At 53.4% G+C, this 18863-nt stretch carries 19 protein-coding genes and 1 pseudogene; 10 read left to right on the top strand and 10 right to left on the bottom strand.

The features are described from left to right. The first annotated feature begins 42 nt into the window (after positions 1 to 42). Positions 43 to 1035 (top strand): hypothetical protein, encoded by a 993-nt coding sequence (locus tag AC0V6O_RS02005; RefSeq protein ID WP_486141273.1) that lies wholly within the window; start codon positions 43 to 45, stop codon positions 1033 to 1035. Positions 1036 to 1585: 550 nt separating this feature from the next. Here AC0V6O_RS02005 and AC0V6O_RS02000 read toward each other — a convergent pair. Together AC0V6O_RS02000 and AC0V6O_RS01995 are read right to left on the bottom strand one after the other, a co-directional pair. Beyond that, positions 1586 to 2431, bottom strand: a complete 846-nt coding sequence (locus AC0V6O_RS02000) for a HAMP domain-containing sensor histidine kinase (protein ID WP_486141272.1) — start codon at positions 2429 to 2431, stop codon at positions 1586 to 1588. Between the two features lie 261 nt (positions 2432 to 2692). Beyond that, on the bottom strand, positions 2693 to 2848 hold the full coding sequence (locus tag AC0V6O_RS01995; RefSeq protein ID WP_486141271.1) for a hypothetical protein: 156 nt from the start codon (positions 2846 to 2848) through the stop codon (positions 2693 to 2695). Between the two features lie 121 nt (positions 2849 to 2969). Between AC0V6O_RS01995 and AC0V6O_RS01990 the strand changes: the two genes are divergently transcribed. After that, on the top strand, positions 2970 to 3272 hold the full coding sequence (locus AC0V6O_RS01990) for a hypothetical protein (RefSeq protein WP_486141270.1): 303 nt from the start codon (positions 2970 to 2972) through the stop codon (positions 3270 to 3272). On the opposite strand, the pseudogene AC0V6O_RS01985 reads toward AC0V6O_RS01990, so the two are convergent. The 4 genes and pseudogenes from AC0V6O_RS01985 to tdh form a co-directional block, all read right to left on the bottom strand. Next, positions 3201 to 3692, bottom strand: a pseudogene (locus AC0V6O_RS01985) (L-serine ammonia-lyase, iron-sulfur-dependent, subunit alpha); the annotation flags it as partial. The gene AC0V6O_RS01990 and the pseudogene AC0V6O_RS01985 sit on opposite strands and share 72 nt — an antisense overlap. 39 nt (positions 3693 to 3731) lie before the next feature. Further along, positions 3732 to 3995 (bottom strand): serine dehydratase beta chain, encoded by a 264-nt coding sequence (locus AC0V6O_RS01980; protein WP_486145464.1) that lies wholly within the window; start codon positions 3993 to 3995, stop codon positions 3732 to 3734. 100 nt (positions 3996 to 4095) lie between these two features. Then, complete coding sequence (locus AC0V6O_RS01975) at positions 4096 to 5277, bottom strand: glycine C-acetyltransferase (protein WP_486141269.1); 1182 nt, start codon at positions 5275 to 5277, stop codon at positions 4096 to 4098. A 10-nt stretch (positions 5278 to 5287) separates the two neighbouring features. After that, entirely contained in the window at positions 5288 to 6316 is a 1029-nt protein-coding gene (gene tdh, locus AC0V6O_RS01970; protein ID WP_486141268.1) for an L-threonine 3-dehydrogenase, read from the bottom strand. A gap of 74 nt (positions 6317 to 6390) precedes the next feature. Between tdh and AC0V6O_RS01965 the strand changes: the two genes are divergently transcribed. The 3 genes from AC0V6O_RS01965 to AC0V6O_RS01955 all read left to right on the top strand — a co-directional run bounded on the left by AC0V6O_RS01965 (position 6391) and on the right by AC0V6O_RS01955 (position 9129). After that, the gene (locus AC0V6O_RS01965; protein WP_486141267.1) at positions 6391 to 6957 is read left to right on the top strand and encodes a helix-turn-helix domain-containing protein; all 567 of its coding nucleotides are present in this window, start codon (positions 6391 to 6393) and stop codon (positions 6955 to 6957) included. A 601-nt stretch (positions 6958 to 7558) separates the two neighbouring features. Beyond that, the gene (locus AC0V6O_RS01960; RefSeq protein ID WP_486141266.1) at positions 7559 to 8698 is read left to right on the top strand and encodes a tyrosine-type recombinase/integrase; all 1140 of its coding nucleotides are present in this window, start codon (positions 7559 to 7561) and stop codon (positions 8696 to 8698) included. 2 nt (positions 8699 to 8700) lie between these two features. After that, complete coding sequence (locus tag AC0V6O_RS01955) at positions 8701 to 9129, top strand: hypothetical protein (protein ID WP_486141265.1); 429 nt, start codon at positions 8701 to 8703, stop codon at positions 9127 to 9129. Positions 9130 to 9213: 84 nt separating this feature from the next. Here AC0V6O_RS01955 and AC0V6O_RS01950 read toward each other — a convergent pair whose 3' ends face one another. Then, positions 9214 to 9741 (bottom strand): hypothetical protein, encoded by a 528-nt coding sequence (locus AC0V6O_RS01950; RefSeq protein ID WP_486141264.1) that lies wholly within the window; start codon positions 9739 to 9741, stop codon positions 9214 to 9216. Positions 9742 to 11162: 1421 nt separating this feature from the next. Between AC0V6O_RS01950 and AC0V6O_RS01945 the strand changes: the two genes are divergently transcribed. Continuing rightward, on the top strand, positions 11163 to 11591 hold the full coding sequence (locus AC0V6O_RS01945) for a thioredoxin domain-containing protein (protein WP_486141263.1): 429 nt from the start codon (positions 11163 to 11165) through the stop codon (positions 11589 to 11591). 38 nt (positions 11592 to 11629) lie between these two features. On the opposite strand, the gene AC0V6O_RS01940 is transcribed toward AC0V6O_RS01945, so the two are convergent. Next, positions 11630 to 13183: a recombinase family protein gene (locus AC0V6O_RS01940; protein WP_486141262.1), complete on the bottom strand. Its 1554-nt coding sequence runs from the start codon at positions 13181 to 13183 to the stop codon at positions 11630 to 11632. Between the two features lie 142 nt (positions 13184 to 13325). Continuing rightward, entirely contained in the window at positions 13326 to 14540 is a 1215-nt protein-coding gene (locus tag AC0V6O_RS01935) for a type IV secretory system conjugative DNA transfer family protein (protein ID WP_486141261.1), read from the bottom strand. Positions 14541 to 14881: 341 nt separating this feature from the next. Between AC0V6O_RS01935 and AC0V6O_RS01930 the strand changes: the two genes are divergently transcribed. From AC0V6O_RS01930 to AC0V6O_RS01915, 4 genes are all read left to right on the top strand, one after another. Next, positions 14882 to 15235 (top strand): helix-turn-helix transcriptional regulator, encoded by a 354-nt coding sequence (locus tag AC0V6O_RS01930; protein ID WP_486141260.1) that lies wholly within the window; start codon positions 14882 to 14884, stop codon positions 15233 to 15235. Next, on the top strand, positions 15222 to 15698 hold the full coding sequence (locus AC0V6O_RS01925; protein ID WP_486141259.1) for a hypothetical protein: 477 nt from the start codon (positions 15222 to 15224) through the stop codon (positions 15696 to 15698). The genes AC0V6O_RS01930 and AC0V6O_RS01925 overlap by 14 nt, the downstream gene beginning before the upstream one ends. A 326-nt stretch (positions 15699 to 16024) precedes the next feature. Next, entirely contained in the window at positions 16025 to 16357 is a 333-nt protein-coding gene (locus tag AC0V6O_RS01920) for a DUF3768 domain-containing protein (RefSeq protein ID WP_486141258.1), read from the top strand. Positions 16358 to 16622: 265 nt separating this feature from the next. Beyond that, a complete protein-coding gene (locus AC0V6O_RS01915; protein ID WP_486141257.1) occupies positions 16623 to 17831 on the top strand; it encodes a hypothetical protein in 1209 nt (402 codons plus the stop codon). Positions 17832 to 17836: 5 nt separating this feature from the next. Here AC0V6O_RS01915 and AC0V6O_RS01910 read toward each other — a convergent pair whose 3' ends face one another. Further along, on the bottom strand, positions 17837 to 18844 hold the full coding sequence (locus tag AC0V6O_RS01910; RefSeq protein WP_486141256.1) for a replication-relaxation family protein: 1008 nt from the start codon (positions 18842 to 18844) through the stop codon (positions 17837 to 17839). Positions 18845 to 18863: the final 19 nt, after the last annotated feature.

The following is an 18863-nucleotide window of genomic DNA, read 5'->3' as shown; positions in this document are numbered from 1 at the left end:
TCGTCCAGTCCTGATTTGGGAAATGTGCACTTGCGCGAGTTAATGAAGACTTCCTTGTGGCCCATGCTGCCCAAGCCATGGAAATCTCCAGATATGGAGTTCCACTATGGGCTATGGCATGGCGTGTCGGCGCTCTATTCAGTCAGTGGCCGCCAATTGGGCGAAGAAAACACCCGGCCCTTTGCACTAAATCACCATGTGCCTGCTGAAACGATTGCCTGCAAGTATGAGGGATCTCGAAGAGGGCGCCTGATCAATATGTCAGCCCTTCGGACCGCGATGCAGAATTTTGATGTTGCACTAGCAATCACCAAAGCGGTGCAGTCCTATCATGTTGATCACAAAGGCAGCGCTAATCCGCTAGGCATCTGGGATCTTTACATAATGGCGCGTGCCAGCATCGCTCTTATTGCCTATCAAATGCGCTTTAATCGTCAGGCCAAAGTTGCAAACAGGGTGAGCGATGATCTGACCAGCCAATTCCAGTTCATTTCCGGTGTCTTCATGATCTGCCGGCATATGATGGAAAATGCGGAACGCCTGATAGAAGAAAACCGGCCTGTCCTTGCACAAGTGCTGTATGACTATGCAGATGAGAACGGCATTTTCATTTCTTTCAATGGGATGGCCTGTGCGGGCAGCACAAAGAAAATTCTGGAGTTTCTAGAATTTTGCAACGATGGCTCACCGCAAAACATACCAAAAGCGATTGCCTTGAATGACATCGTTAGCGAACCCGACAATTGGTACCAATACGCTTTGGCCTCGATCGAACTGGATTGCTTCATTGAGCAAGAGCGCATGTCTCGCCTAGCCCCCAAAGAGGCCCAAACGAACGGCGTGAGCGCTGTGCAAATCTACGGCGCTGTTGGCGACTATGTGCGCAGCCTCGTGCGATCGCCTGTGCTGGCCGATGACGGTCTATCCTCTTTCGAGGCTGGGGCGCTATTGCGTCAAAATCGGATCCTTGGTCTGCTCGGCCGGAAAAGGATCCGAAAGCTGCCATCAAATCACATTGCAGCAAGACTCGGCTGAAGAGATTCCATGAGTACGAAGTCAATGCATTCAAGTCGAAGGCGTCTGCTTTTCATCTGATGATTGCCAACCTTTGCCCGATGGTTTGGCGTTGCGAAGCGCTATCTCGGTCAAAGCCATATGTGGGGGCCACTTTCATTCAGCGCTCAAATGCGGCCCCCATCGTGGCCCCGAACATGCTGCGATTGCAGACAAGCTAGACGGACGCCAGCAACCAGGAAACCGTGTATTCTTGTTAGTTTACCAAGACTTAGCAATCATTTCGAACATCGATGAATGAGTGAGTGGTGCCAGAAGAACGCTCTATTTGAGGAAACAAGCGGACGGGGTCAGCGATACCGTCCGGATCATTTTTAGCAGGCGCTAGTACCAGTAGCGACTTAAGTCTTACCAAAGCTGGCCATGGGCAGCTTCCTTGAATTTCACGCATACGATCAATGGCGATCGGCAACTGCTACATAAAGTTGGGGGAGAAAGGCGCTCCAAGCAATGACACCACGCTATCTCGTTGCGGGTGAAGGCTCCGTTTCCCCACAAATTGGAACCAGGATCATACGCTTGTCAGCTTCAACGAAAACGTCGCGCCGCCACCTTCGGTTGGTGAATAGGTGACAGAACCCCCGTGACGCTTCATGATCTCTTCAACAATCGACAAGCCAAGCCCGAAGCCGACCGATTGGGAATTCTGCTTTTTAAACGAGTTGAACGCAAACGGTTCAAAATCCTTACTCAAACCCGGACCATGATCGATCACGTCGAGGCCATTCTCATGAACAATAAGACGAATACAGTCGCCATCGGGTACATGTTTCGCGGCATTGTCGATCAGATTGGTGATCGCTGAATAGATTGCCATTTTCATGCCTCTCATCGGGAAGGCATCAACCGTGTGCTCCAGCTCTATCCCGATATCTTTTTCCTCCAGCATCGGAACGCGGTCGGCAATCGCCTCGCAGGTGAGGGAAATCAGGTCAAAGTTCTCCAGCGGCGCATTCGCCCATCCCATTAGCGCCAGATACAGGATCTGGTCGATAACTTGCTGGAGCCGGACGACCAACGCCAGCAGATTTTTGCGGGGCTCATCTTCGGGCACATCTTTCAAATGCACGTCAAACAAAGCCAGCGGTGTGCGCAGTTCATGGGCTGCGGCAGCGATGAATTTGCCGAGTGTATCATAGCCGCGATCCAGTCGTTCCAGTGCCTGATTAACCGAGTGTACAAGCGGTAGCGCTTCAAGCGGAACCGACTTTTCATCGAGACGAATATCGATATCCGACGGACGAATTTTCTCCGCCTGCTGTGTAGCCCTGCGCAAGGGGCGGGTGAGCAACCAGACCGTCAGAAAAAGAATGATCGGTGATCCGAACAGAAACAGCGGTAAGCTTGGTGAGGTCATCAACCCCCTGAACAGCTGGATGAACGAAGAATCCGGTATTTCGGCAGTCGGTATCTGGCTTCTTATAAAGCCGCTGATCAGGATTGTGTCGCATGTGCCCCGTTCCTCACAGCGTATGTTGTTATACCTCAGTCGGTGAATGCGCAGCACGGTGTCCGGATTGCCCCCTTCAAAAAAGTCGATGTTCCGGGATTGCTGGAGCGCGCGTGCGTCATTGACCTCGTCCGGGACCGGGCCGAATGAAAACTCAGTCTCTGCGCCTTAGATACGCACCCATGCGACATCATAGGCAGCGCGCAAATCGATGATTTTGGACTCTATGTCGGGCGACAAGGTTTCGCCGTCAAATTCGCTTTCCGTGAGAAAATTGGCCACTTCCTGTTCGAAATCATGAAGGATGAAGGTTGGAGTCTGCATGATCCAAGCAAACGACAGAGCGATATAACCACGACCGCGAGATAGAAAGCCAGGATCGCTGGCCATCCGAATAAGAAAGGATTAGTTGATTCGAAAACCTTCCCTGATTGGCGCGCCGCTTATGGTGTCCACGGCATTCTTGTGGAGCGTAGCCGGGCATGCGCAAGACGCCCGCGATGCCGGCGGCCAAACTGATGGGGACGCATCAGAGGTCCAATCAGAGAAATCTGGCGATGAGCTGCCTTATGCCAGTTATCTCCAGCACGAAATCTTCACTCTGGACAATGGCCTGAAAGTTCTTGTGCATGAAGACCTCAGCAAATCCGAAGTGGCGGTTTCAGTGACATTCCATCTTTACCGCACCGATGGCTTTGCGCTCTATGCGCGGGATTTGCACCAGCCCGGCGACCGGATCACAGGTTAAGCCCAAATTGTGTTCCATGGCGATTTCGGCTGCACTGGCAACCTGGCTTGGCGACCCACCCCAGACCGCAGCCAGACCTCCGGTGCCATGGAGCAGGCCACACCTACCTAGCCCTGGCAGCCCATTCCAGCGCCCAAAATCGACGCGCGCTGCTTGTAAAGCAGGCCAATACCACCGGCAGTCAGCAGGAAATTCCGGGCATTGTCGATGTCTACGGGCTCCTGCATGCAATAATGGCACAGCAGTACCGGAATGGTGCCTGCCGCATCATTGGCTTGCGGTGTCGAAATGAGTTTGTCCCACAGGGCTGGCGCGCGGCCTTTGGACCTTCAGGCTGCCGGGCAGCGTGCCGGTGGTGGTCAATCCCTTGTAGACCGAGGCCATCATGATGCGCAGGACATTGTCCAAACCAGCCAGCGTCCTTTTCTCGCGGACGAAAAGCGCCTTCGTTCTCGGCAATCAGCTCCGCGATGCTTGAACCGTGGCTTGCACGAAGACCGAGCAGCACTTCGGCCGATCCAAAGGAATTGGGCACGACCTTGCCGGCTGGCAACAGATCATACGTAGTCGGGGTTTTGAGCTGAAGCCGCCTCCTGTAGAATAGAATTCTTCGTCCAGCAGGCTGGCGCTCTGTAAGTCCGTTGCAAACCGGTGCGCAATCCGCATCGGGCCAACCGTGTGGGATCTGGAAGGGCCAATGCCGGGCCGGAATGTTTCAGAAATGACAGCATTACAATCGCCCGTTTGTTGGCTTCATCGACCCTTCTTTCCTGCTACGCATCTACCCTATTCGCAGTCACGGGGGGCGATCCTCACCATGCCCTCACCCTGCGCCGCGCCGCGCTTCGATGAAGACATCGATGGCGTGGTCCAGTTCGTCCTTGGAAAGTGCGGATGACATCTGTGTACGTATGCGGGCCTGCCCCGTGGGCACCACCGGGAAAGAAAACGCGGTGACATAAACACCATTGGCACGCGCATGAGCCGCGAATTCGGCGGCAACTTTTGCATCGTAGAGCATGATCGGGATGATCGGATGTTCGCCCGGCAAGACATCGAAGCCGGCCTCTTCCAAACGCTGGCGGAAATAGCGTGTGTTTTCCCAGAGTGTGGCGCGCTGTTCGGGGAGAGCTGCGAGTTCCAGTGCCTTGATTGATCCGGCAACCACAGGCGGTGCGACGGAATTGGAAAAGAGATACGGGCGCGAACGCTGGCGCAGGATATTGACGATTTCCGGGCGCGCACTGGTGTAGCCACCGCTCGCACCGCCCAGCGCCTTGCCCAACGTGCCGGTAGTAATGTCTATCCGGTCCATACAGCCGCGATATTCGTGTGTGCCGCGCCCATTTTTGCCGAGGAAGCCGGTCGCATGGCAATCATCGAAATGGACAAGCGCGTCATATTTTTCAGCCAGATCACAAATCTCGTCGAGCCGCGCGATGAAACCATCCATTGAGAACACACCGTCGGTGGTGATGAGCTTGAACCGGGCGCCAGCTGCGTCAGCCTCTTTCAGGCGCGCTTCCAGTTCGGCCATGTCATTATTGGCGTAGCGATAGCGCTTAGCCTTGCACAGGCGCACGCCGTCAATGATGCTCGCGTGATTGAGCGCATCGGAAATGACCGCATCTTCCGGTCCGAGCAGCGTTTCGAACAAACCGCCATTGGCATCGAAGCAAGACGGATATAGGATCGTATCATCGAACCCGACAAACTCTGAAATGCTGCGCTCGAGATGCTTGTGCTGGTCCTGCGTGCCGCAGATAAAACGCACCGAGGCCATGCCAAACCCGTATTGATCGAGCGCCGCGTGGCTGGCGGCAATGATCTCAGGATGATCGGCGAGGCCGAGATAATTGTTCGCGCACAGGTTCACGACCTCGCGTTCGACGAGCGAAACTGTGCCGCTTTGCGCGGTGGTGATCTGTTGTTCCGACTTGGTCAGGCCCTGATCTTCAATCGATTGCAGTTCCTGTGCGAGATGTTCGTAAAACCGTGTCCTCATCGCTTGATCCTCATTCTTCCCAGTTCAGTACAACCTTGCAGGCCTCGCCCGAAGCCATCGCCGCAAATCCTTCTTCGAAGCGGTCAACCGGCAGGCGATGGGTGATTATCGGCGCGAGGTCCAATCCCGACTGGATGAAGACGGACATTTTGTACCAGGTTTCGAATATCTCGCGACCATAGACCCCTTTCAGGGTCAGCATCGAGAAGATCACCTTGTCCATATCAATCTTGGGCGCATCGGCGGGCAGGCCCAGAATCGCAACCCGCCCCCCATGCGCCATATTGTCGATAAGCGAGGCAAAGCCGGGATGCGATCCGGACATTTCGAGGCCGACATCGAAGCCTTCGGCCATACCCAGTTCCTTCTGTACATCCGCGATCGAGCGCTTGGTCGGATTGACAGTGGCCGTTGCGCCCATTGTTCTGGCCAGAGCAAGCCGGTCCTCGTTAAGGTCGCTCACCACCACATGGCGGGCACCGGCGTGACGGCACACTGCCACTGCCATGATGCCTATCGGGCCAGCGCCAACCACGAGCACATCTTCGCCCAGCACGTCGAATTGCAAGGCGGTGTGCACGGCATTTCCGAACGGGTCGAAGATTGATGCGATGTTGAGGTCGATACCCTGATCATGCACCCACAGGTTGGCCGCAGGCAGGACCAGATATTCGGCAAAGGCACCTTCGCGGTTGACCCCAATGCCCTTGGCATCAGCGCACATATGCCGCCGCCCTGCCATGCAATTGCGGCACCGCCCGCAAATCACATGCCCCTCGCCGGAAACGATTTGATCGAGTTCAAAGCCGGAGACATTGTCGCCGATCTCCACAATCCGGCCGACGAATTCATGGCCCACCGTCATCGGTACAGGAATGGTGCGCTGCGCCCATTCATCCCAGTTCCAGATATGCATATCGGTGCCGCAGATCGCAGTCCGCAAAATTTTGACCTTCACGTCGTTGAGGCCAACCTGAGGTTCCGCGACATCTTGTAGCCAGAGCCCTTTTTCCGCCCTTGCCTTGACCAACGCCTTCACAACACCGCTCCTTCACCATAAGAGAATTGCGTCGCTATAATAACATAATTATCTTATACAAGAGTGATTCCATTATGTCGGAAAACGCGATCAGCAAAGAATTTGGCGACCGTGTCGCAGTGATGCGCCGGACGCATAAGATCACCCTGGATCAGCTCGCAGAGCGTTCCGGTGTCAGCCGGTCGATGCTCTCGCAAATCGAGCGTGGCAAGGCTAATCCCACTCTGGCTGTGGCGGCACGCATCGCCGAAGCCTTTGGCCTGTCCATCGTTCATCTGATCGAAGCCGAGACGCGCCCTTCGTTGATCGAGATCGTGGATGCAGATGACGAGCAGGCGATCTTCAGTGAGAAGAATGGCTGCCGCCTACGCACGCTTTCTCCGCTGCATATGGAAAAGAATATCGAGCTTTATGAGTTGACCTTTGCCCCCGGTGGAGAACTGGACAGCGATGCGCATTTTGCCGGGACGAGAGAAATACTCACTGTGGCGAAGGGGGAAGTGGACCTGCGCGTCAGCAACGAACCGCCGACGGGTTTGAAAAGCGGGGATACTGCGCACTACCCAGCAGACCGTCGGCATTGCATCACTAATGCATCCGCTGCAGAAACTGTCTGCTATCTCGTTGTGTCTTACCCATAGTGCGAGCACAGGCCCCAAGACCTGCTCGGTGCAGGCGAAGCTAACTTTGTGTCCGGACACACAGGCGGAATGCCAGCAGTGTGACCTTGCAATTCACGCGCCTTGAACAGGCAAACGGTATCGAAAACGACAAAGCTTGCCGCCGGATGGTGTGATCTCGATGTACAATCCGCGCCCATCATTGACCTCATATGGCCTGGCTTTGGGCTTCAGTGATTTGAGTCGGGTAATGGTCAAAGACATGTGGGGGCCTTTCAAATATGGGCTTTTGCGAAAAGACTCCAAAAGACCCGCAAAAGTGTCTGGAACGGCCGAGGTTGGGCGGAACATTCCGAGACGACCCAAGGGCGGAATCCCTTGGATTTCTGCAGTTTTTATAGATTATTTGGGAGAACAAGGAAAGAACAAATGGTGCCAGAAGAGGACTCACAGCGATGCTCACATAGCTGAACATACTGGCATTTTTTCTTGTTATTTCACAATGATATACAAAGCATGACCCCAACATAGTTGAACATTGATTTTCACAGTTTCTCGTGTCAAAAGGTGGGCTATTGGGTAGGCTCTGTTGTTCGAGTCCCAAAATGCCAAAAGGTGGGCTGTGAAGGTAAACGCACTTACTCAGATGCGGGCGAGGAACCTTGATACAGGCAAATATGCTGATGGCCAAGGCCTCTGGTTGATCAAGCGATCAAAAGGCGCGGGCAAGTGGATTGTCCGCCTCGTCATTCGTGGGAAGCGCCGTGAGATGGGGTTGGGCCCTTGGCCAGATGTTTCGATCGCAGAAGCGCGTGAGCGGGCTGCTGAAGCCCGCAAAGCGGTTCGTGACGGCCTAGACCCGATCTTGGAGCGCGCGAAGCAGCGCCAAGTTCCAAAAGTCGTCACCCTCACTGAGGCAGCACAAGGCTGTTTCGAGGCTAAGAAAGCCGAGCTCAAGAACGCCAACGCAGTTAATCGTTGGCTCGGCCTGCTGAAAAACCATGTCCTTCCCAAGATTGGCAACATTCCGGTCGAAGACATCGACCAGCACATGATCAAGAAGGCACTGGAGCCTCTCTGGCACAGCAAAGCAGAGACCGCGCGCAAGTCTCTCGGACATATTGGACAAACACTCAAGTATGCCGCTGCGCTGGGCCTCGAGGTCGACCTCCAGGCAACGATGAAAGCCAGAGCGCTCCTCGGTAAGCAGAGACACAAGACCGAGCACATACCGGCGATGCCTTACGCTGATGCGCCGACATTCTATCGTTGGCTTTGCAGCCAAGATCACACCGCCGCCCTGGCCCTGCGCTTCTTGATCCTAACGGCTGCCAGAACAAGCGAAGTTCGCCTCGCCACCTTTGAGGAGATCGAAGATGGTGTCTGGACGCTCACACCCGAGCGTACAAAGACTGGGCGTGAACATCGCGTTCCTCTCACGGATGAGGCACTGGCGATTGTCGACATCGCAAGGGAACGGTCACCAAACGACTTTCTGTTTCCCGCGCTACGCAGCAGGCCGATTTCCGATATGGCCATGTCTACCTTCATGAAACGTGAGGGATATGACGCTCGGCCACACGGCTTTCGCACGACATTTCGCACTTGGGCTGAGGAACGAACCGAAACTGCATTCGAAGTCAAAGAGGCTGCGCTTGGGCACCAAGTCGATACAGGCGTAGTTGGTGCCTATCAGCGCTCCGACCGGCTCGAGAAGCGTCGGGCACTCATGGAAATGTGGACTGATTTCTTGAAGGGGTGAACATGGCAAATAAACACGAGCTCTACCAAATCTTTATAGAACGCATGGATGCAGCCAAGGCGGCAGGGAGCAATTTGGAATCATCCTGGTATGCATATGCGGTTGTAGAAGACCGACTACGATCATTACTCAGATCAACAGGCGGAGACCTGCGGCCAAACGGGAATCCCATCAAGATGCTCGGCCCCAAACTTGGCGAGTTGAGAAGTCGAGCGTCTAACATTCCCGAGATCGATAAGCAGATTGATTTCAATGCATTGGAACAATGGAAGAATGATAGAAACGACCTGACGCATGCAATGGCGGAGGGTAGCATACCTATCGAAGAAATCGACAGAATGGCTGAAAACCTAGCATCCGAAGGATGCTTTTTTGCGCGCGCACTGGCGGCTTTGGCGCGTAGGGTGAAGGCGCGCCAAGCAAGGCGATGAACCCCCAATTCATCAACTTAATGACAATCTTGAGCAGTTGGTATCACCGATTCAGTAAAACAGAACGTCACTGGAAGATTGTCCTCAAAAAGGCAGATGATTGTCGTCATCTTGATTTCGGTAAATCTCAGCGATCTGCGCAAATAGAGCGTAGCTGAATTCCTCGTGCGCTTCAGCATCTGGATCAGAGTTGATCGCTGCCTGCTCGAGAGCCGCCAAGGCCTCCTTGAACGCATTAATCGTTGTGAGATGATGCCCCTTCTTACGTCTGGTCGGGTCGTCCAGTTCTGAATGCACACGGGTAAACATCAGAACCAGAGAAATTGGCACTTTGTGATAACGCGCAAATGCATCGAGGACTGTATAGCTGGGTAGCCTCTCGTCGCGCGTCAAATTGTAAAGAGCTTCGTTTGAGAATCGCTTCTGATAATACCGGACATGTCCGGGCTCCCTGGGGGCTTCGGACAAGGCAGCAGCAGCGGGGACGCAGTCCTTCTCAAAAACGTCTTCGATAAATTGGAAGAGCAACCGCCTTACGGAGTTGGGACTTAGTCTCCGTTCTGGAGACACTTCTACAAATTTGTTGATCTTTCTCGTCTTACGTAGCGACATGTTGCCCCTTCACCGTCACCCTCAGTGTCAAAAGGACACTAACGGAGGGGATTCAGGGGCGCTAGTGTCAAATGTCTGGCAAACGCCAGAAAAACGATTCGACGCATTTACTTACAGTCGCGGTAATGCACAATAGGCTCAGGGAATCAGACCATGTGGATAGCATGGAAAAGCTTCCTAGGTGTCGCAGGACGACATACCGGTCGGAGATGATCCTCCATTCTCCGGTGCCCATTCTCCCACAGCGCTCGCGGGGAGGGGCGAGCATAGCCAGGAGGCTGTGCAATGATCAATTCGACATAAAAACCCTTCGAACTGCAAGCTGGCGCTTGCCGTCCGAAGGGTATGATCGCCAGTTGCGCGATGTCGGTCGCGTAAACGGCTTCGAGAAAGGAATAGTTCATGAGAATTTCTGGAGAAACACTATGGCGAACCAAACCCCCTCACCGCCATCATAGCACCCTTTGGTGCTACGTGCCACTATCTGGAAGTAACAACGAGGGCCCTGATCTTCTTCCCACCTTACATCGCCAACAGCCCGGCGATGATGGTGGTTCTGTTGATCGCAAATACGATCTTGGCATTAGGCTATGTCGTTTTTGCCTGGCACCTGCTGGGATGGATCGGAAAGGCCATGAAAATGGTCGGTACCGGTCTAAATTGGCTTCATGTTACCTTGGGTGATCTCTCAGTCCGTGGTATGCGATCTGCTGCTCTGAACGCAATACGAGCAATCAGAGCATTGGTGCGATGGTTGAAATAGAATTCGAATCCTGGTGCTGGCCTCAGATCATGAGGTCAGCACATTTTTTGGCCGTTGACGAAACGCTTCTTCCAGAATCCCCTTTCTAAGTTTTGCAGCATCCCTACCGGTACATCCCTCAAGGGGAAAGCTATTCGGGTGCCTAAGATTCGGAGTTGCTGCGCTGCCGAGACATTCTCTCAAACTTCGAAACCTGCTCTGAACAAAACAGCTCAAAAATATCGTTCAAGTTAGCCCCACAGGTTCGAGCTGTACCCCTATAATGTCCACCATTCAGGACATATCGAAAAGTCCGCAAAAGAGCCTGCATTTGCAGGCTCTTTTGCTGCAGGAAATTCGAACTTTTGATGACTTTCGGAAGCCAATTAGAATGTGGCTCAAAATAGGGCTCGATCAGTTCAAATCCTGTTTACTTCCTTGGTCTTCCCAGGGCCAGGAGTCGTCGCGCTCCATCTGCTTGTAAATACGCTTACAAACCTCAAAGTAAGCTTCATTCGGGTCATTTTCTGGTTCTCGCATGTTCGCATCTTACCGGACAGTATGTCTGACGTGAGATTGACAGAGAGATCATATGTGATTGAATCATATTAGTTTTCTGAGCCAGGAGCTCACCAACTCACACCGGGTTGGTGTTAGCCGACTCAGGAAGGATGTTCCAATGGATAGAATGCAGTTACTCCAGGCGAAGAAGCGTGAATTGACTCAAGAGCTTCAAGAGTGGGGGAAGGCGGTCGGCGTCTTGCAGGAGGACGAGCGTCTGAAAGTTTCAATCGATTTTGAGTCTGGGCCTCAACCACTGGGGCATATTGATGGGAGAAATTTTAAGAGACTTAAGGGTGTCTTCGTTAAGCCTGCTGTCCTGACACCAGGCCTCATGAAAGAAGTCCGTGAAAGAGCACCTGGAGGAGCAACTCAGGACGACCTTCAGCGTTTGTTTGAAAGAAGAAACGATCCAACAAAGTTTCGCTACTTCAACGCAGTCTCGCTTGTGAATCGGACTCTAGCAGAGCCTGTTGCCGGTGTGCACTACCGCATGGCGTCAGGTGAAGAAGGAGCCCAGCTTTGGGTCGTCGAACCACGCTCCTAACGTGACTCATTACCCAGAAGTTACCTTGCGACCTTGTCTTACGACGAGGTCGCATTTGTGTCTGTGCCATGAGCAATGCTCAAAATCTCTGAAAACCTCTCTGAACAAAACAGCTCAAAAATATCGTTTTCGCTAGCCCTGCAGGTTCGAGCTGTACCCCTATAATGTCCACCATTCAGGACAAGGTCCACTTGTCCTAGCTTTCGGAGCCAACTTGACGGCTCAGCGTATGCGTTTTTCCCATCCACCCAACGGTTCGAAGTCGCGATCTCGACCAATTCCCTGCGGTGGGCTGGCGAAGTTGAAATATAGATATCTGCAAGGTTTTTTACGAGTTCGAAGAATTTTCGAGCTCTCTTTGGGTCCGGTTGCTTGGAGATGTTCAGATGGGCTTCTCGCTCCCGCAATCGTTGTTCCTCGAATAGCAGCGCTGCGTTGCGCTTCTCAAAGACATCTCGTGTGATCAATCGATCAATCAATGCATCGGTTAGCCTTTCGCGTTTCTCGGCGAGCTGGCTTAGCTTGAGCGGAATTGCTTCTTGCTTAATTTGCTTCTGACGTTCTCGCATCCAGCTTCGCAGCAAAGCCATAAGCCGTTTGATTTGCTCGTCAGAAAGTGCGGCCTTCTTAAGGCTTTGATGGAGACAGTCTTCTAGATCATTTTCGCGGATGCTTTTTGTGGCGCACCCGGTTGTATGGCAACGATAGTATACTGTGCCTTTTTGTCGCTCAGGCGTCATTGCACCATCGCAATGACGGCACCGAAAGAGCCGCCGATAGGTGTATTGGTGGACAGTCGTCTTCTTGAGCGCTTTGCCGGCTTTCACCGCCTGCACTCTCTCAAATGTGGCAAGCGAAATGAGGGGTTGATGCCCGCCTTGAAACGTCCGCCCATTGCGTTTGATCTCGATGATGCCCGCGTAGAATGGATTGGCTAGCATCGCTTCCAGCGTGCTCGACGAGATCGGTGCGCCTCGTCCTCCAGTCAGGCCGCGTTTTCTCATGGCATCGAGAAGAGCCAACTGTGAGTAATCGCCACTCGCATAGAGTTCGAAGGCTTCTCGGATAAGAGGTGCGCGCTCAGGATCAGGTGTCTTGTGTTTGCCTGCACCATTATCGAGATAACCGATTGGCGCTTTGAACGGGTAGATGCCCTGCGCCAGACGCCCATAAAGGCCTTTGATGGTCTCCTGGCGTTGATTGCGGATGAAGTCAGCAGCTACCACGGCCTGCACATCGGCGGCGAGCCGTCCGCCTCGCGATTGGAAATCAAGACTTTCGATTGCTGTAAAGATCGAGATTCCCCGGTCCATCAGCTCAGCCACCCGGCTGTAATCTGTTAGGTTTCGAGCAAACCGATCGATCTTGTGAACCACCAATCCCTCGGCTTGCCGCTTTCTGAGGTTGGTGATCATACGGTTGAAGACGGGACGGCCAGTTTTTGCCGCTGTTTCGAGCTCTTCGAACCATTCGATGATCTCGATTTCGTTGTGACTAGCAAAGGCCCGGATTGCCTCCTTTTGTGCCTCTAGCGAAACGCCGTCACCTTGCCTGACGGTCGAGACGCGAATGTAGCCGTAGCAACGCTTCATAGGTCATCAGAACTATTCTCTGAATCTATCACATCTTGGATTTTCGTCGAATCCGTCTTCCAAGGCCACGTGCCATCGCGCTCCATTTGCTCATAGATGCGCTTGCAAAGCTGGAAGTACTCTTCGAGGTGATCTCGCTCATTCATGCGGCAATGATACTTCCGCCGCCACTGGGCTGGATAGTGCGGCTATCATTCCCAATCCCCAAATTCGTGGTCGGCAGCAGCGTCGAGAACGAGAACGCTTTGCGCTTGTGCCCATCGACCATGAGTTGGGCAAAGCCTCGATAGTTCGGCAGCTGCGAAAAATAGCGTGGCTCGATGTCTCCGAATTGGCGCGCGATCAGCCCCGCGTCCTTCGCACCAATGCGCAGCGATACAAGAGTCCCCGCGTTCCCAATTACGGCGTCTACAACGGCTTGATCCGCTTGGCTCAGATGCTGATGCGATGCACATAGTCCCAGAGCATACTTACGGGTCTCAGAAAGCAGGTCTGCTACGCTTGCGGTAGTGAACGCATGAAACTCGTCAGCGTAAACGAAGAACGGTCGCCGTTCTCGCCGCGGCAGATTGTGGCGGCTCATCGCGGCATTGATCAGATTGGTCATAACCAAGCCGCCTACGACATTGGCGATATCAGCGCCGACGCGACCCTTTGCCAAACTGACTAGCAGTATCTGTCCCTCGTCCATGATCCGCCGAAAGCGCAAAGGCTCCTCCGGTTCGCACAGCGATTGACGGACAGAAGGATTAGCAAGAAATGCGCCCAGCTTGTTTGCGATTGGAGCTACACCGTCGCTGGCGGTCAGGTAATTCATCCTCGGAAACTCGACCGTCCAGAACGCTCGCAACTGCGGATCAATCAGGCGCCTTACCGCTTCACTTCGGAAGTCTTTGTCGACATAAATGCGCATGATCTCGCTCATGTCTGAAGAGGGCTGATCCAGCAGAGCTAGGACCGCTTGCCTCAAGAGATGCTCCATGCGCGGGCCCCATCGGTCAGGCCATTGCTTCTTCAATGTTTCGATGAATCCTGAGGTGACCAAAGGACGAAGTGACATGGGAACCCGACTGATCGGATTGTAGCCGTATGGGCAGGAAGGATCGCCAACACGCCAATAGATGAGCTCCTGATCGATATTGGCAGCAAGATCATCAGCCAAATCGCCGTGAGGGTCGATCAGACAAAAACCGGTGCCGTTTGAAGCGTCTTGGAGCGCCATGTTCCTGAGCATGGTGCTCTTGCCCGTACCGGTCTGGCCGATGATATATTGATGGGAGAGACGGTCTTGAGCACTCACTCCAAATAGGCGTGGTCCTTTACGTGTATCAGCGTGGCCGAGGGTAATCGCGTCCATGTGGCTTAGGGTGGGCCAACTCAATGGCTCCCGATAGTGCGGGTGATAGTCAAGCCACGTGGCTCAATTGGCACGCGCACTAGACCTATGAAGCGCCAGGGAGATATCCTCCCCTTTAGGGGAACAAGAGTGTATTACCTCCGACGCAGTGAGAGCTGCCAACCGGAAAGGTGACAACCTTTCCGAAGAAGCGGGCGCTGCTCACAATGCGTGGGCATAGGAAAGCGAGCGAGACCAGGTTTGCCACGAATATGGGGATTGGGAATCTCACTCGCACTATTGCGATCGCGCGGCTTACGCTAAGCTTGAAAGTGGATTTATCAGAATAATCAAATCCACTTATGTTCACACAATTTGCGCATGATTTGTGCGCAGCGCGCCGGAAGGCTGGCCTAACGGAGCGCGATCTAGCCATCTTACTTGAGCTTGGCAGCAAGGACATCGCGGCCCTCGAAACGGGTACACGTCCGCCATCGATCGAACAACTTTGTCGGCTTTCGATCATCTTGAACCGTTCTTTCACGCAGTTCTACCAGGAGCTGATGCAGGCGGCACGGGAGGCCATCTTCCGCAACTTGCCTGATCTGCCGGAGGTCACAGACGATGCTGAAGGCAACTTTAATCGAGACAACACGCTGAAACGACTGGATAGGGAGCTGACCGCCGCCTTAACCCAGCACCATGCGGAGTCTTAGCTATCTGGCGTTTGCCGCTGGGTATCGCAGGATCAGCTTCGTGTTGATCGAGCACGGGCAACTGGCGACATGGCATACGTCATGCGTGGCGGCGAAAAGCACTGAGGCTGCTAGGGAGTTCACGCGTGAGTTTATCGAAGTTTTCTCCCCTGATGTAATCGTCATGGAGAAACTCGAAACCGCAGGACGAAAAGGTGCGAAGGCTAAAGCCCTGCTTCAGGTGATCCGCGATGAGGCTGAAAAAGCGAACGCTCAATTCTTACCCCTCAAGCGTAAAAACGAGTTTCGCACGCGAGAGGCCGAAGCAAGCCATCTCGTAAGCCTATTCCCTGAGTTGGCCGATAAGGTGCCTCACCGAGAGTATTGCGACAATGAGCCGCATCATATGGTTTTGTTCGAGGCTTTAGCGTTGGCTCACCAGGCCGTTCGCGGCGGGCCAATGCTCTTGGCAAGGCAAATGTAGTTCTTCAGTTCTTCAAAACGAGGCAGCGCAAAGAGGCGCTGCTTCAATCAAATTGGGCCGATGCAACCATCGGCCCTGCCCTTCGGCGAGAACGGGATGGAGAAAGGAAAGCGTGAAATGCCTTTGGGGGTGGTGCGGACGCAGCCCGACGATAGGAGGGCGAGTCACGGCCCCATGCATTTCATGCTTTGGAAAACGAAAGGGCAGCGCCCTTGGTGTTTTCCATCAAGCAAACGAGGGCGCGGCCATGGCATCGTGGCCGCTCAGCTTTTCTGCACGGCTCCGGCTGCAATCGTGTGTTGCCGGATTTTGCAGGAGAACACATCATGGACAAAGAGAAGACGGCGCGTATCCGGCGTCTCAATGACCGGTTTCGCCGGTCTGGGATTGGCGGCGACATCTTCATCACACGAGGCATCAAAGAGCTTGGCGATGAAGGTATGAAAGCGGTTGCCGCAAAGGTGACCGGTTTCGACCAGTTTGATCAAGATAATGACCCACACGGCGAACACGACTTCGGTGCATTCGATCATGGCGGGCAAGGGGTCTTCTGGAAGATCGATTACTACGCCCCTGATACGATTTCGGGAAGCGAAGATCTTTCGGATTCGGACGTCACCAAACGCGTTCTCACAATAATGCTGGCAACCGAATATTGACTTCGGACGATCAGCAACATGGGCCAAGCTACATACTTGGCCCTGTTTATATCCAGCAATTTGGAGGTCAGTCTAACGTTCGAGTCAAATGACGAGAATCAAAATAGACAAAATCAGAAAACTTCTTTGGCTACCTAATTCATTTGGAAACCTCTCTTCGAGTTTAGGCTTGAAAAAATCCCCTACATATTTATTTTAAGAAGATCCGAGAAAATACTAGATCTGGGGAAGAATCTTCATTAGCTAAAACTCATGGGGGCTAATCATGAAGTTTACTTATATCTCGTCTAAATTCATTTTTTCGGCTGTGCTTGCTTTGGCAGTCGCCAGTCCTGCTTTTGCCCAAGATGGGCAAGATGAAGAAACTTCTCCCGAGCAAGAACAGATAGATGCACTTAAGCTTCAACAAGAACTCGATGAGGCCCGTCTCAATGCCTTTAACGCACGTGAAAACCTTCGCGATGCGGAACGGAAAGCGATAGGCTCCCTAGGCTTACCCTCTTTCGAGGGTAACACGACTGTTGGTGAAGGCGCGGGTGAAATGGAAGTGTCCATGCTCGCCTCAATTACTATGCGAGTTGCTGCAAACACGATAAAGAATCGTGTCGGTAAAAATTGCTCCTCGACAAGCGGGAAGATCTTGGTGCTTGCCGGGAATGAAGCGCTCCTGCTGAGTGACGCAGGTTCATTGGAGTTGACCATGCGCTCTCTGCAGTTGTCGTTCGCTGCCTTGGGCCTATCTCCAACGCAACCGGCGTTTGGCTGGATCGAGCCGTCCTCTGTAAGTGGCGGTGTTGCAGCTGCGAACGCGCTTTTTGGAATGCTTCGGGCAGATCGCGAATTCCAATCAATCAGTGCCACCGGTGTAGATGACGAGATGCTCGCTCGAGCCGTTGCAGGGCAACTTTCCGACTGCGCGGTCAGACCTAATGCCGTCGCTGGAGTTGAGTCGGCAGAAAGCCCGCTGATTGATACTCTGAACGAGCTTGAGGATGTAAGGGCTCAAGCCAAACTCGAAGAAGTAGCGTTGACCTCCAAAGGAGATGGCCAAACTGCCTCAGAAAAGGCGAGGCTAGCGCAATTGAGAGCTACATTGACTGAATACCAGACATTTTCAGAAATCTGGCTTAAGCCCGATGCCAATGGGTCTGTGAAATTCATGTCGGCAGTTCGTGCATTGAGGATGATATCGGCAAGCAATTCAATCCTCCGAGTGTCTGTAAACAAGACAGGCGGGACAAGTGTTCTGACAAAGAACATTGGAACATATATCGGGCTTAATCCACTTAGACTGACTGGTGGCTCGATCATCACATATCAACTCACTGCCAAAGACACGGGTGCAGTTTTGACAAGCGGGACGATAAGCTGTGGCACTTCTCGTGTGACGATGAGCCAAGTTCATCGACTGGTCAGGAGCAATCCAACTGTGAGCCAATTGACCGAAATTGCAGGCTGCACGCCGACTGACTAGCGCACTCAACTGCTTCCAATGATCAAAGCGCTCGCGATCATGGGCGGCGTAGGCTCACCACTTACCAATTCCGCAACCACCTTTCGCCAAGCATCCTCGATCAATGAGGGGTTAGGCCTCGGTGGTTCAAATACCGCCCCAAAAGCATCCCAACATTGAAACAGCTGGTAAGAGTTCCCCGCCGGGAACAGTTCTTTCGTCAGACCGAGCATTCGCTGAACCCGTTCCTCGCTGGTAGTGACGTTGAGCACCATCACCGGCGCGGTTAAGTCGAGATGTTCCCGATATCCGCCACCTTCGATGTAGTCTTCATACTGCAAGAGATGACGAAGGAAGCTCTTGCGGTGTATTTCGGCGGAACGCAGCGGTTCGGTCGCGCGATCAGCCTCAAGAGCATAGAAGCGGTAGCGCTTTCCAGTCGGCGTTAGGTATTCGAGCCCGAACACGGCATCCGGGATCAAATCTTTCTCATAAGTTGCGCCGCTGTCAGGATCGCAGATTTTGGTCGGCCATCGCAGAGATGCTTCAGCACGCTGCAATATCTTTGATTGTGGGATGTAATTGATGTCGTCGCGCTCGTTGCACACAAGCTCGATCGAGGCGGTGATGCAGCTCACCATCAGGCTATGCTGCCAAGGTCCTGAGCGCGCCGGACGGATTGTACTGCCGCTCTTTCGCAAGGCTGCAGCTGACGCTTGCGAGAGATCATAAACCAGTTGATTGTAGCGCGCATCGAGAGTGTCGAACTGCTGCATCGGACGCGTGAGATAGGTGCCCTTATGCGGCGTGCGATCCTCATTGAAGAGGTCGGTCAAACGCTCTTTCGCTCGTTTCTCAGATCGATGTGAGTCTTTGGCGAACGCGAACAGAAACGAAGACGGCAAAGGTCCATGCTCAGCGAGTTTCTCGAACCACAGCAGATCGCGCGATTGCGGTGTTATGCGCTTGCCGGTTGCCGTTGGCCTAGTGCGGGAACGCCGCCCCAACGCGTCGAATTTCGGTTTTGGTGACATGGCGTGGTCCTCTTGGAAC

This window comes from Erythrobacter sp. JB2-19, assembly GCF_057365005.1.
The sequence above is the reverse complement of the archived record's forward strand: the minus strand, read 5'-3'. Positions and strand labels throughout refer to the sequence as shown.

Bases quoted from the DNA above. Each gene is read 5' to 3' on its own strand.
- AC0V6O_RS01965 (WP_486141267.1), top strand. From the start codon at position 6,391: ATGTCGGAAAACGCGATCAGCAAAGAATTTGGCGACCGTGTCGCAGTG.
- AC0V6O_RS01915 (WP_486141257.1), top strand. From the start codon at position 16,623: ATGAAGTTTACTTATATCTCGTCTAAATTCATTTTTTCGGCTGTGCTT.
- AC0V6O_RS01945 (WP_486141263.1), top strand. From the start codon at position 11,163: ATGGATAGAATGCAGTTACTCCAGGCGAAGAAGCGTGAATTGACTCAA.
- AC0V6O_RS01975 (WP_486141269.1), bottom strand. From the start codon at position 5,277: ATGAGGACACGGTTTTACGAACATCTCGCACAGGAACTGCAATCGATT.
- AC0V6O_RS01955 (WP_486141265.1), top strand. From the start codon at position 8,701: ATGGCAAATAAACACGAGCTCTACCAAATCTTTATAGAACGCATGGAT.
- AC0V6O_RS01990 (WP_486141270.1), top strand. From the start codon at position 2,970: ATGGTGTCCACGGCATTCTTGTGGAGCGTAGCCGGGCATGCGCAAGAC.
- AC0V6O_RS01910 (WP_486141256.1), bottom strand. From the start codon at position 18,844: ATGTCACCAAAACCGAAATTCGACGCGTTGGGGCGGCGTTCCCGCACT.
- AC0V6O_RS01920 (WP_486141258.1), top strand. From the start codon at position 16,025: ATGGACAAAGAGAAGACGGCGCGTATCCGGCGTCTCAATGACCGGTTT.
- AC0V6O_RS01925 (WP_486141259.1), top strand. From the start codon at position 15,222: ATGCGGAGTCTTAGCTATCTGGCGTTTGCCGCTGGGTATCGCAGGATC.
- AC0V6O_RS02000 (WP_486141272.1), bottom strand. From the start codon at position 2,431: ATGACCTCACCAAGCTTACCGCTGTTTCTGTTCGGATCACCGATCATT.
- AC0V6O_RS01940 (WP_486141262.1), bottom strand. From the start codon at position 13,183: ATGAAGCGTTGCTACGGCTACATTCGCGTCTCGACCGTCAGGCAAGGT.
- AC0V6O_RS01950 (WP_486141264.1), bottom strand. From the start codon at position 9,741: ATGTCGCTACGTAAGACGAGAAAGATCAACAAATTTGTAGAAGTGTCT.
- AC0V6O_RS01935 (WP_486141261.1), bottom strand. From the start codon at position 14,540: ATGGACGCGATTACCCTCGGCCACGCTGATACACGTAAAGGACCACGC.
- AC0V6O_RS02005 (WP_486141273.1), top strand. From the start codon at position 43: ATGAAGACTTCCTTGTGGCCCATGCTGCCCAAGCCATGGAAATCTCCA.
- AC0V6O_RS01930 (WP_486141260.1), top strand. From the start codon at position 14,882: ATGTTCACACAATTTGCGCATGATTTGTGCGCAGCGCGCCGGAAGGCT.
- AC0V6O_RS01995 (WP_486141271.1), bottom strand. From the start codon at position 2,848: ATGCAGACTCCAACCTTCATCCTTCATGATTTCGAACAGGAAGTGGCC.